Genomic DNA, 12039 nt, shown 5'->3' with positions numbered 1-12039 from the left:
CACTAGGTGCACCCCCTAATAGAGAAGTAGACGACTAGGAGTCACGCCCGATTGCCCGGGGGCCGTCTTGATCTACGGTCACTGCCCATGAGCCCTGGAACACCGAGTGCCCCCGGCGCGCACCCCACCGGTGAGCCGACGGTGCACGAGTTCCTCAGCCGTCTCGTGAGCGATCCCGACGCTCGCACGGCGTTCGAGGCTGACCCGAGCGCGTCGCTGCACCAGGCGGGCCTCGGGGACATGACGACGACCGATGTGCTGCAGGCAACGTCGCTCGCGCTCGACCACACCCCCGTCGACGTCGCCGAGGAATACGGACGAGCGCTTCAGACCAGCGTCGAGCAGTTCGCCACGAGCACACACCACGTCGCGATCAACCAACTGGAACAGTTCGAGCTGGGAGTAGAACCGAGCATGCTCAACAACGTCACCGACCTCGTTACCGACTTCACCTCGGCGGGCGACGTCGACAGCCTGCTGACCCCGCAGTCGGCGAGCGAGAACAACGCCACCGGCAACGGGTTCGGCAACATCAACGTGGGCACGGACCAGAACCACGACCACAACCACGACCTGCAGGACTCGCAGAACTTCATCAACGCCCACGACTTCATCAACATCGACGGCGGCTCGGGCGACGCGGTCAGCAGCGTGGCTAGCACGGTCGGCGACGTGACCTACGGCACCGTCACCCAGATGACCGACTCCTTCGACAACACCGTCGACGCCTCCACCAACCTCGCCACGGGCACCCTCGACACCGCCGTCGGTGTCGCCGCGGGCGCGGCAGGCATGGCCTCGGGTGCGGCCGAGGGCACCGGCGTCGCCGACCTCGCCACCGACGTGACCGGTCTCGCCAGTGAGACCACCGACCTCGCGGGCGGGTCCACCGACCTCATCAGCGGCGGCGTCCCGGCCGTAGGCGGCGTCCCGGCCGTAGGCGACGTCGCCGACACCGCCACCGGCCTGGCCGGCGGCGAAGCGGACCTCAAGGGGGTCACCGACCTCGCGGGCGGTGCCGCCGACCTGAACGGCGTCACGGACCTCGCAGGCGGCGTCGCGGGCGACATCCCGGTCGCGGGCGACGTCGCGGGAACCGCCACCGGTGCCGTCGGCGGCGTGACCGACCTCGCGGGCGGCGCTGAGGACGTCGAGGGCGTCACCGAGCTCGCAGGCGGCGTCGCGGGCGAGGTCCCGGTCGCGGGCGAGGCCGTCAACACGGTCGGCAGCGTCGCGGGTCCGGCCGTCGCGCCGGTCACCGAAGCCCTGCCGACCGAGGACGTCCCGGTCGTCAACGAGGTGGCCGAGGCGCTGCCGCAGGAAGACGTCTCGATCCCGGAGGCCGGTCCGGCCGACGCGGTCAACGGCTTGGTCGGTGGCACCGTCGACGAGGTCAACCACCTCACCGGCGCCACCGAGGGCCTGGGCGTCGACGGCCTGCTCTGAACGGAGCCGACGACCTGACACGACACGCCTGGCGCGCATTCCGGCGCTGACCACGTCGGTATCCGGCGTGCTCGTTCCCTGATCGGGCCGGGACCTTCCGAGGTCCCGGCCCGATCGTCGTCCCACCACCCGGCAAGAGGGCATCGCGGAGTGATCCGGGTTGCGCACAGGTCCCTGACCACAGCCTCGATCCGCGCGGCGCAGTCTCGTGTGATCAGCGAGAATGCTCACTGTGAGTGCGTGATCCACCACTGATCCAGCGAGCTATCCCCCATCCGGGTTTCCCTTCGTCGGGAAGACGCGCAACAATCGGTGTCGTGATCGAGACGGCACTGGTGGAGCTGATCGATCGGGCGACTGCGGAATGCGCGGATCAGCAGCGTGCCGATCTGCACAGCCGACTGCGGCAGATCCGCAACCGGATCCTGGACCCCGCGCAGCTCGTCCTCGTCGTCGGCGAGGCGAAACAGGGCAAGAGCGAGCTCATCAACTCGCTCGTCAACGCCACCGTCTGCCCCGCGGGTGACGACGTCACGACCACCGTTCCCACCGTCGTCCGCTACGCCGACGAACCCAGCGCCCAGCTCGTCGAACACGAGCCCGCGCACGGGCCCGCAGGCGCGGACCGGCTGCCCGTACCCATCGAACGGGTCCGCGAACACGCCGAGGAAGCCGTCACCGACGGCCGCCCCCTCACCCGGACCGAGGTCGGCATCCCGCGCGGCCTGCTCAAGAACGGGCTGGTCCTCATGGACACGCCCGGAGTGGGCAGTGTCTCGGCCACCCCGACCGCGGCGACCCTCGCCGCCGTCGCCGAAGCCGACGCGCTGCTCATGGTCAGCGACGCCACCCAGGAACTGACCACCCACGAACTCGCGTTCCTGCGGCAGGTCACCGCCCTGTGCCCGAACGTCGCGCTGGTCCAGCCCAAGACCGACGTGACGCCGCACTGGCGACGCGTCGTCGAGGTCAACCGCAAGCACCTGTCCAACGCGGGCATCACCGGCCGGATCTTTCCCGTCTCGTCCGCCGTGCGGCAGCTCGCCGCTCGCGCCCAGGACGCCGACCTCAACGCCGAATCCGGGTATCCGCCGCTGCTGGAGTACCTGCGCACCGAACTCGCGGGCGCCCACGACCAGCTCACCCGCAGGCTCGTCTCGCACAACGTCGCCGACGCGCTCGACCAGGTCATCACCACGCTCAAGACCGAACTCGCGGAGCAGAACCCGCGCACCGCCGCCGAGACACTGCTCGAACTCGAAGCCGCGCAACGGCGCGCCGAGGACCTCAAGCGCATGGTCGGCCGCTGGCAGAAGGTGCTCTCCGACGGCATTCAGGATCTCTACAGCGACATCGACTTCGACTTCCGGGAACGCACCTGGGAGATCCTGCACCAGGCCAACGAGACACTCGACCAGGCCGACCCGAACGTCGTGTGGGAGGACTACCAGGCGTGGCTCACCGACAGCTTGAAGCAGGCCGTCTCCGAGACCTACGAGTGGCTGCACGCACGCTCCGAACGGCTCAGTGAACGGGTCGCCGACCAGTTCCTCGAGGACCACGCGGCCTCGCTGCCCGACGTTCCCGAGCCGACGCCCCCCGAGGCCGCCGACGGCGTCCCCGATCCCCGCGCGCCCCGCAACGCGCACTACAAGCGCGGCGACCAGATCCTCACCGGACTGCGCGGTTCCTACGGCGGCGTCCTGATGTTCGGGCTCATGACAAGCATGCTCGGCCTGCCACTGATGAACGTGGTCTCGCTGTCAGCGGGTCTACTGCTGGGCAGCAAGAGCCTCAGCGAGGAGAAGGACTCGCGGCTCAAACGCCGCCAGGCCGAAGCGCGCACCGCCACCCAGCGCTACATCGACCAGGTGGTGTTCCAGGTCGGCAAGGACACCAAGGACACCATCCGGTCCACCCACCGCGCCCTGCACGACCACTTCAACCGGCTCACCGAGACCGACCAGCGAGAGGTCAACAACTCCATCCAGGAGATCAAGCGCACCGCCGAACGCAGCGCCGTCGACAGAGACCAACGCGCCCGCGACATCCGCAAGAAACTCGAGGACCTCTCGGTGCTGCGTAAACGTGCCGCCATGCTCACGACCAACCGGCTCAGCGCATGACGAACCCCCACCATCAGGCCGAACCCGACGACGGCCTGCTGCCACGGGCGCGCGCGCTGCTCACCCGCACCATGACCTTCTACCGTGACGATCCTCGGACGTCCCGGTGGCTGCGGGAACGGTTCGAACGGCTCGAGCATCCGCTTCGGCTCGCCGTCACCGGGCGCGTCAAGTCCGGCAAGTCCACGCTGATCAACGCTCTCATCGGCGAGCCCCTCGCGCCCACCGACGCCGAGGAACGCACCCAGGTCAACACGCTGTACCGGTACGGGCCCGAACCGAGGATCACGGTGCACACCCCGCACGGGGCAGAACAGAACATCCCGGTGACCACACTGGACGTCGGAACCATCCGCGACCTGCAGCACTGGCGTCCCGACGAGGTCTCCCGCCTGGTCATCGAATCGCCGGCCCCGGGACTGCAGGCGATCACCCTGTCCGAGACGCCCGGCGTGTCGTCCTCCGCGGTCCAGGAGACGGGGCGCGGCGCGCTCGCACAGATCCTCTCCGAGGCGGACGGGCTGCTCTACCTCACCCGCCACCCACACCAGACGGACGTGCAGTTCCTGCACTCGGTGCACGAACTGCACGTCGCACAGTGCGCGCCGATCAACACGATTCTCGTGCTCTCCCGAGCCGACGAGACCGGAAGCGGTGGCACCGAAGCACTTCCGGCCGCGGACAAGATCGCGCGACGTTACCGGGACGATCCACGGCTGCGCGCGTTCAGCCAGTACGTGATCCCCGTCGTCGGACTGCTCGGGCAGGCCGCGTCGTCGCTCACCCCGGACGAGGTGGCCGCACTCGGCAAGGTGGCCGCGCTGCCCGACGAGAACCTCGAAGCGTTGCTGCTCTCGGCCGACCGCTTCGCCCGCAACGAGAAGCCCGAGTCGGTGCCACGGGCCGTGCGGCTGGCGTTGTTCGAGAAGCTGGGCCGGTTCGGGCTGCAGCGCGCCGTCACCGCGATCCGGGACGGGGTCGGCGAACCGAAGAAGATCGTGAGCACATTGCTCGACGACAGCCGGCTCAACGATCTGCACGAGGCGGTGCACCAGCAGTTCATCGAGCGCCAGGACGCGTTGCGCGCCCGGTCGGTGCTGATGGCGCTGGACATGGTGTTGCGGGCGAACCCGCGCCCGGGATCCCACCAGCTCCGGGCCGAGTTGGAACGCATCCTCGCCTCGGCGCACGAGTGGCCCGAACTCCGGCTGATCTCGGCGCTGCGGTCGGGACAGATCCGTTTCGGCGGTGCACTCGACGAGGAGGCGCAGCAGCTGCTCGGCGGCGCGGGGGACGATCTGCGCAGCAGGCTCGGGCAAGCCTCGCGCACCTCGGACGGCACCATGGCGCACGTGGCAGGCGACGCCCTCACACGGTGGCGGTACCACGCACTCGACCCCGGGCGCGACCTCGTGCACCGCGAGGCGGCACGCACCGTCCTACGCACCTGTGAACGCTTGGTGCGTCGGACCCACTCCGGAACCTGACCCCTTCCGGCATTGCCCACTCGCCCTGAAACCGGCGCGACGACGGCACGCAGATCACCCGTTCAGGAAAGGGCTGTCCTCGTGTCTTGTCAGCGGCGGAGCCGCTGAGCAGTCACCACGCACGCAGCCCGACCACCCGCGGGTTCTCACCTCGTGGCTGGCGAGGACAGCGTCGACGTAATGTAGGGCGCTACCTGATGTCGACGATCCCGCAGCCAGCGACGAGGTGAGGTTCCGCCACGGAACCACCCACGCAGACCAATCCGCGCGGCTGCTCAACACCCGCCCACACACGAAAAGAACCCGGGCCGAAGCCCGGGTCCTCTTCGCTGCGAAAGAAGGCTCAGCCACCGTTCACCTTGTCGGCGATCTTGTCGCCGGTGGTCTTGTCGACGCTGCGCCAGTAGTTCAGCGCCTTCTCCAGGATCGGCTTGCTCACGCCGCCGGAGAGGTGACCGGCGACGTTGTCGACGAAGCGCGCGCGCTCCTCGTCGCTGAAGACCTCGCGGACCATGGTGCCCGGCTGACCGAAGTCGTCGTCCTCGGAGTGCAGCTCGTAGGCCGAGCGCACGACCTCCTGCTCGATGCCCGCGGCGGCGTCGTCGGTGCCGTAACTCGGGTCGGCGTGCGCGCCGCCGTAGGAGTTCGGCACGTAGACCGGGTCGTTGCCGAAGCTGTAGCGCATCGGGCCGTCCTTGGAGTAGCTGTTGACCTCCGAGACGGGACGGTTGACCGGCAGGTCCATGTAGTTCGCGCCGATCCGGTAGCGGTGCGCGTCCGGGTAGGCGAACAGCCGGCCCTGCAGCATCTTGTCCGGCGAGGTACCGATGCCCGGCACCAGGTTGGACGGCTCGAACGCGGCCTGCTCGATCTGGCCGAAGTAGTTCTCCGGGTTCCGATTCAGGACGAACCGGCCGACCTTGATCAGCGGGTAGTCGGAGTGCGGCCAGATCTTGGTCAGGTCGAACGGGTTGAACCGGTAGTCCGCGGCGTCCTCGTACGGCATGACCTGCACGTAAAGCGTCCAGCTGGGGTGCTCGCCGCCCTTGATGGTGTTCCACAGGTCGCGGATGTAGTGGTCACCGTCGGCGCCGGCGAGCCGGTCGGCCTCGTCCTGCGGCAGGAAGTCGTGGCCCTGGTCGGTCTTGAAGTGGTACTTGACCCAGAACTTCTCGCCCGCGGCGTTGACCCACATGTAGGTGTGCGAACCGTAGAGATTCATGTGGCGCCAGGTCTTCGGAATGCCGCGATCACCCATCAGCCAGGTCACCTGGTGCGCCGACTCGGGGCACTGGGTCCAGAAGTCCCACTGCATGTCGTTGTCGCGCAGGTGGTTGTCGGCGCGGCGCTTCTGCGAGTGGATGAAGTCCGGGAACTTGATCGCGTCGCGGATGAAGAACACCGGAGTGTTGTTGCCGACGAGGTCGTAGTTGCCCTCGGAGGTGTAGAACTTGATCGCCGTGCCGCGCGGGTCGCGCCAGGTGTCGGGGGACCCGAGCTCGCCCGCGACGGAGGAGAAGCGGATCAGGGTCTCGGTCGTGGCGCCCTGCTGGAACACGGCCGCCTTGGTGTACTGGCTGACGTCCTCGGTGGCCTCGAAGAATCCGAACGCGCCGCCGCCCTTGGCGTGCACCACCCGTTCGGGAACGCGCTCGCGGTTGAACTGCGCGTTCTTCTCGATGAGGTAATGGTCCTGCAGCAGGACCGGGCCGTTGGTGCCTGCGGTCAGCGAGTGGTTGTCGCTGGCGACGGGGATGCCCGCGTTGGTCGTGGTGGGTCGCGGCGAACTCACGAACCGTCCTCCTCATGGTGGTCTCGGCTGCCCTCCGGGGGCCGGTCGGCCTCGGAACGGCAGGTGGGACAGACCCCCCAGAACACGACTTCGGCCTCGTCCACGGCGTACCCGGCGGTGTCGAACGGGGTCAGACACGGCGCTGCGCCCTGCACGCAGTCGACGTCGTCCGTTCGGCCGCACTGTCGGCACACCAGGTGGTGGTGGTTGTCGGCGGTCCGGGTTTCGAACCGGGCCGGATGCCCGGCGGGTTCGATCCGGCGGACGAGCCCTGCGGAGGTGCACGCGTGCAGCACGTCGTAGACGGCCTGTGTGGACACCGAGCCGAGTTCGGTCCGCACCGCACCCGCCACCTGGTCGGTGCTCGAGTGCGGGTGTCCTTCCAACCACCGCAGCACGGCGAGCCGTGGCCTGGTCACCCGGAGCCCCGCGGTGCGCAACCGCGCCGTCGGATCGAACGCCTCGGGCGATCCGTTGTGCGGAGCCACCGCGGCACCGGTCCGTCCGGTGGTGCTCTCGGGCGCCGTCCTGGGGGTCATACGCACCCAGTATGGCACGACCAAACTGGAATCAGTCAAGAAAACTGGGGTGAACCCGCGTGCATTTGGAAACTGGCATGTGTCCCGTTGGGCACGGTCGTAGGTGACCAACCGGGGCAGGGCGAGAGGCTCAGGCGTACTGGACCATGTACCCCAGTTCCCCAATGCGTTCTCAGTCCGTGCCGGGGACCAGTTCCCGTACGAGGCGAGCGAGTTCCGCGATCGAGGGCCTGCGCTCGGCGAGCAGCCGAGCAGCCTCCCGGTCGGGCGCGACCGTGTCGTGCGGCGTCACCAGCGCCGACGCCTCGTCCAGCGAGTCCAGGCCGCCGAGCGCCCGCCAGCCCAGCAACACGGCACCGAGGCCGGAGCCCGCCTCCGCGTCGGCCAGGTGCAGTTCGCCGTCGAGTGCGGCAGCGATGGCCGTCGCCCAGACACGGCTCCGAAAGCCGCCGCCGGTCGCGCGCACGGACCGCACCTCGGCGCCCGACTCCCGCACCGCGTCCTGGACGAGCGCGAGCTGCTGGGCGACTCCCTCCACGATCGCGCGGGTGATCTCCGCACGTCCGTGGTACCGGCGGAGCCCGACGAGCGCACCAGTCAGCCCGGGCTCCCACCACGGCGCACGCTCACCGAGCAGGTACGGCAGGGCCACGAGCCCTTCGGCGCCGTGCGGCACCTCCGCCGCCTCCTCGAGGAGGTCCGGCACCTCGACCCCGAACGCGTCGGCCGCCCACTGCCCGACGACCGCTCCATTGCTGACCGCGCCACCGATCACCCACCGTCCGTCGGCGAGCGCGTAACTGAACGTGCGGCACCGCTCATCGACCCCGGGCTCGTTCCGGACGACACGCAACGCGCCACTCGTCCCCAGGGACAGGGCCGCGACGCCCGGCTCGATCGCACCCACGCCGAGGTTGGCCAGCGGACCGTCTCCGCCACCGAGTACGACCGGGATGCCCTGCGGCAATCCGACCGCATCAGCGACCTTCGCGGACAGCGGGACGGAGTCGACCGGTGCCCGCAGCGGCGGGAGCTGGTCGGCCGTCACTCCGGCGACCTCGAGGGCGGGTTCGTGCCAGTCCAGTTCGGCCATGCTCTGCAGTCCGGTGCCCGAAGCCAGCGAATGCTCCGCGACGAGGGCGTCGCGTTCACCGTTGAACGCGGCCAGCACCACGTCCTTGAGCCCGCACCACTGGACGGCTCCGTTCGTGAGGTCGGAGCGCCCCGAGTTCAGCCAGGCGAGCTTCACCATGACCGACTGCGTGTGCACCGGAGTTCCGGTCGCCCGGTGCAGATCCGGCGACGACGCGTCCTCCCGGAGTCGACGCGCGACGTCGGCCGCGCGCGTGTCGGCCCAGGTGAACGCAGGCGTGACGGCGGCGCCGGAGTCGTCCAGACCGACGAGCGTGTGCATCGCCGTACTGAACGACAAGCCCACGACCTCGTGGCCGTGCGCAGCGGTCCACGTGACACAGTCGGCGACCGCCTCGATCGCCGCGTCCCGGACCGTGCCGGGATCCTGTACCGCTTCGCCGGGCTCGTCCGTGCGCAGTGGATAGCCGCGCTCAGTCTGGTGCAGCACATGCCCGTGTCGAGTTCCCGCGACGACCTTGGTGGACGTGGTGCCGAGGTCCACCCCGAGCACCACCTGCTCCGATTCCGTGCCTGACATACCCCCAACCTATCGGCCACGAGCCGACGTTCCGTGCGGCGAGATCAGGGAGCGGGCCCGCGTCGCGCCAGCGACGGCAGGTCCAGGGTCAGAGGGAACGGCTGTTCCAGGATCATCTCGCCGCCACCGTCGAAGACCACGTCGTAGGTTTCGCCGCCGAGTCGCATCGCCGTCACCGACACCGAGTCGCCGAGCTCCACGACCCAGTAGAACGGGATGCCTGCCTTCGCGTATTCGAAGAGCTTGTACACCCGGTCCATCCGGGACGAGCCGGGTGAGATCACCTCGACCGCGAGGACGACGTCCTGGGCGTGCAACCGGTTCGGGTTCTGGTCGATCAGATCGGTCGAGGCGACCACCACGTCGGGCACGCGCAAGGTCGGCGGATAGGACGCCGTGAGGACGACCTCCACGTCCAACATGGCTTCCCAGCGTTCGTCAAGCTGCTGATCAAGCAGTGAAGCGAGTCGCTTCACCACCCGCTGGTGCAGGCTCGCGGCTTTCGGGGTCACGTGCAGCACGCCTTCCTGGAGCTCGTAGCGGCGCGAATCGTCCTCGGGCAACCGCTCGAACTCGTCCAGGCTGAGCAGGTGGTCGGGCCAGGTCATCGCTGTCATACCTCCACAACTGCCAGCCGTCAGGAACGATCTCCAGGAAAACCATGGGGGAACACACGTTCGAATGACCGGGTTCGCCTGCTCGATATCACGATACGGCGGACCTACGACCAAGGCAGAAGCCCTGATCCCGTCCCGCTTGACGCATTCCTATATGGGAATATGATTCTCCTCATGGCACGAGCAGCGACGACGTCGGACGTCTTCAACGCGATCGCCGAGCCGCAGCGCCGCGAGATCCTGGTGCTGTTGCGGGCAGGAGAGAGGCCGGTGACCGAGCTGGCCCAGGAGCTGGGGATGTCCCAGCCGAGGGCGTCCAAACACCTGGGCGTGCTCCGGGAAGTCGGGCTGGTGCGGGACCGCAAGGCGGGCAAGCTGCGCCTCTACGGCCTGGACGCCCGCGGGCTGCGACCGGTGCATGAGTGGACCGGCGGGTTCGAACGGTTCTGGAACGAGAGCTTCGACCGGCTGGACGCGTACGTGCAGGACATCAAGCAGGCGAGAGGGAAGGAGTAGCTGATGAGCGAGACGGGACGAGGGGCGTCGGCGCGGTCCGCGACGGAGGACCGCGAGACCGTGGTCTCCCGAGTCATCGACGCCCCGCGGGAGCTCGTGTTCGAGGCGTTTACCGAGGTGCGGCACCTGTCGCGGTGGTGGGGGCCGACGGGGTTCACGACCACCACACGGTCCTTCGAGTTCCGCGTCGGCGGGGAGTGGGACTTCGTGATGCACGGGCCGGACGGGACGGACTACCCGGAGTGGATCACCTGGACCGAGATCGTCCCGCCGGAGGAGATCACGCTGCTGCACGGCGAGTACCGCGGCGACCCGAACGCGTTCGAGTCCGTACTCACGTTCGTGCCCGACGGTGCGGCCACCCGGATCGAGATGCGCACGGTGTTCCCCACCAAGGAGCTCCGCGACGAGGCGGTCGAGACCTACCACGCGATCGAGGGCGGCAGGCAGACCCTGGGCAACCTGGCTGCCTACGTCACCGAGACCGTCCGGAGGGGAGCTGAGGACTGATGACCGGGGAAGGTGTTCTTCAGCGTGTCGATGTCGCTGGACGGCTTCACCGCTCCCGAGTCGACGGACGTCCGGGAGAGCCTGAAGCTCGGCGAGGAAGGGCGCGACAACGACATCGCACGGGAGACATTCGAGCGCACCGGCGCGAGCGTGATGGGCAAGCGCATGTTCGAGCTCGCGAGCAGTCCTGGCCGGCGGAGCCGCCGTTCCACACGGGGGTGTCCGTCGTGACCCACGAGAAGCGTGACCCCTGGAAACGGTCGGGCGGGACCACTTTCCACTTCGTCAACGACGGCATCCACAGCGCGCTGGAGCAGGCCCGCGAGGCCGCCGGGGACCGGGACCTCCGCATCTCAGAAGGCGTTGTGGAACTTGGGTGGGTGGTCCGGTACCGCCGCCCCAGTTCGCGCGCTACCGGCACAACGCCAGTTCCCAAATGCGCTCTCACACTGCGGGGCGGCGCCAAGTGCGTTCGGTGGCGAACAGGTAGTTGCGACGATCCGTCGTGACCTCGTCGGCCGGGACCCAGTCCCCGTCCTTCCATACGTGCATCGAGTAGCCGAGGTCGCGCAGCATGCGACTGAACTCCGCGGCGGTCTGGTCGTATCGCGACAAGTGCCGGTCCTCGATCTCCAGCAGCAGCGTCGGCCGGTCCCGCTCGATCGTGCTCGACGCTCCCTGGACCACCGACGGCTCGAACCCTTCGACGTCGATCTTCATGAAGTCGACTCGCTCGATCCCGCGATCCGCGCACACCTTGTCGACGGTGGTGACGGGAACGGCGATGGTCCGTGTCCAGCAGAATTTCCCGGACTTCACGGACTTCCCGTGCTGTGTCGTCACCCCGTCGGCGAGGTGCGCGTGCCCGTGAATCGGCAATCCGAACTTGACCGGGAGAAGGATGTCGAAGGTCCCCTGCTCACGCCCCACACCGGCGCGATCGACGGTCATGTGCTGTGCGCCTGCGACGTTTTTCCCGGCACGCAGCAGGAAATGCGACTTGAACTGTGGCTCGAAGCTGTGCACGACTCCGGTCGGGCCCACGAGATCGGCCAGCGAGTAGCTGTACATGCCGTACGCGGCACCGATGTCGAAACACACGTCACCGGGGCGCACGAACCGGCGCAGACCGAGAACCTCCGGTTCGACCAGTCGCACCGACGCTGCTGTGCGCAATGCCGATGCCACCGCCGACAGTCGACGTCGCGTGCGGCCGAACCCGCTCGGCACGTTGTTCCAGACTGACACGATCCCGGATCCCCCTCTGAGTGCCTGTCTTCGGTCGAGGCGACCCCAACGCCGCGAGGTGCGCTAGAACGCGGGTAAGCGACCGC

The 12039-nt window shown here is 68.5% G+C and carries 11 protein-coding genes; 6 read left to right on the top strand and 5 right to left on the bottom strand.

The genetic code is table 11. The features are described from left to right. Positions 1-87 precede the first annotated feature (87 nt). The 3 genes from GIY23_RS01245 (at position 88) to GIY23_RS01235 (ending at position 5059) form a co-directional block, all read left to right on the top strand. A complete protein-coding gene (locus GIY23_RS01245) occupies positions 88-1446 on the top strand; it encodes an IniB N-terminal domain-containing protein (RefSeq protein ID WP_154074977.1) in 1359 nt (452 codons plus the stop codon). 317 nt (positions 1447-1763) lie between these two features. Then, complete coding sequence (locus GIY23_RS01240; RefSeq protein WP_154074976.1) at positions 1764-3572, top strand: dynamin family protein; 1809 nt, start codon at positions 1764-1766, stop codon at positions 3570-3572. Continuing rightward, a complete protein-coding gene (locus GIY23_RS01235; RefSeq protein ID WP_154074975.1) occupies positions 3569-5059 on the top strand; it encodes a dynamin family protein in 1491 nt (496 codons plus the stop codon). The genes GIY23_RS01240 and GIY23_RS01235 overlap by 4 nt, the downstream gene beginning before the upstream one ends. 343 nt (positions 5060-5402) lie before the next feature. Here the strand turns inward: GIY23_RS01235 and GIY23_RS01230 are convergent, their stop codons facing one another. The 4 genes from GIY23_RS01230 to GIY23_RS01215 all read right to left on the bottom strand — a co-directional run bounded on the left by GIY23_RS01230 (position 5403) and on the right by GIY23_RS01215 (position 9670). After that, a complete protein-coding gene (locus tag GIY23_RS01230) occupies positions 5403-6851 on the bottom strand; it encodes a catalase (RefSeq protein ID WP_154074974.1) in 1449 nt (482 codons plus the stop codon). Next, positions 6848-7390, bottom strand: a complete 543-nt coding sequence (locus tag GIY23_RS01225; protein ID WP_154074973.1) for a Fur family transcriptional regulator — start codon at positions 7388-7390, stop codon at positions 6848-6850. The genes GIY23_RS01230 and GIY23_RS01225 overlap by 4 nt, the downstream gene beginning before the upstream one ends. A 172-nt stretch (positions 7391-7562) precedes the next feature. Next, entirely contained in the window at positions 7563-9062 is a 1500-nt protein-coding gene (locus tag GIY23_RS01220) for a gluconokinase (RefSeq protein ID WP_154074972.1), read from the bottom strand. 44 nt (positions 9063-9106) lie between these two features. Beyond that, complete coding sequence (locus GIY23_RS01215; protein WP_222850211.1) at positions 9107-9670, bottom strand: Uma2 family endonuclease; 564 nt, start codon at positions 9668-9670, stop codon at positions 9107-9109. A gap of 183 nt (positions 9671-9853) precedes the next feature. Here GIY23_RS01215 and GIY23_RS01210 point away from each other — a divergent pair, with 183 nt between their 5' ends. Genes GIY23_RS01210 through GIY23_RS22865 form a run of 3 tightly spaced genes read left to right on the top strand, consistent with a single transcriptional unit; the run spans position 9854 to position 10936 of the window. Next, complete coding sequence (locus GIY23_RS01210) at positions 9854-10195, top strand: ArsR/SmtB family transcription factor (RefSeq protein WP_154074970.1); 342 nt, start codon at positions 9854-9856, stop codon at positions 10193-10195. A 3-nt stretch (positions 10196-10198) separates the two neighbouring features. After that, positions 10199-10705, top strand: a complete 507-nt coding sequence (locus GIY23_RS01205; RefSeq protein ID WP_154074969.1) for an SRPBCC family protein — start codon at positions 10199-10201, stop codon at positions 10703-10705. A gap of 24 nt (positions 10706-10729) precedes the next feature. Continuing rightward, positions 10730-10936 (top strand): hypothetical protein, encoded by a 207-nt coding sequence (locus GIY23_RS22865; protein ID WP_228717480.1) that lies wholly within the window; start codon positions 10730-10732, stop codon positions 10934-10936. Positions 10937-11149: 213 nt separating this feature from the next. On the opposite strand, the gene GIY23_RS01195 is transcribed toward GIY23_RS22865, so the two are convergent. Next, positions 11150-11953 (bottom strand): FkbM family methyltransferase, encoded by an 804-nt coding sequence (locus GIY23_RS01195; RefSeq protein ID WP_222850210.1) that lies wholly within the window; start codon positions 11951-11953, stop codon positions 11150-11152. Positions 11954-12039: the final 86 nt, after the last annotated feature.

The sequence above is a fragment of the Allosaccharopolyspora coralli genome, assembly GCF_009664835.1.
GTDB classification, from domain to species: Bacteria; Actinomycetota; Actinomycetes; order Mycobacteriales; family Pseudonocardiaceae; genus Allosaccharopolyspora; species Allosaccharopolyspora coralli.
The sequence above is the reverse complement of the archived record's forward strand: the minus strand, read 5'-3'. Positions and strand labels throughout refer to the sequence as shown.

Excerpts from the sequence above, each read along its gene's own strand:
- GIY23_RS01220 (WP_154074972.1), bottom strand. The coding sequence starts at position 9,062 with ATGTCAGGCACGGAATCGGAGCAGGTGGTGCTCGGGGTGGACCTCGGC.
- GIY23_RS01245 (WP_154074977.1), top strand. The coding sequence starts at position 88 with ATGAGCCCTGGAACACCGAGTGCCCCCGGCGCGCACCCCACCGGTGAG.
- GIY23_RS01215 (WP_222850211.1), bottom strand. The coding sequence starts at position 9,670 with ATGACCTGGCCCGACCACCTGCTCAGCCTGGACGAGTTCGAGCGGTTG.
- GIY23_RS01210 (WP_154074970.1), top strand. The coding sequence starts at position 9,854 with ATGGCACGAGCAGCGACGACGTCGGACGTCTTCAACGCGATCGCCGAG.
- GIY23_RS01205 (WP_154074969.1), top strand. The coding sequence starts at position 10,199 with ATGAGCGAGACGGGACGAGGGGCGTCGGCGCGGTCCGCGACGGAGGAC.
- GIY23_RS01225 (WP_154074973.1), bottom strand. The coding sequence starts at position 7,390 with ATGACCCCCAGGACGGCGCCCGAGAGCACCACCGGACGGACCGGTGCC.
- GIY23_RS01235 (WP_154074975.1), top strand. The coding sequence starts at position 3,569 with ATGACGAACCCCCACCATCAGGCCGAACCCGACGACGGCCTGCTGCCA.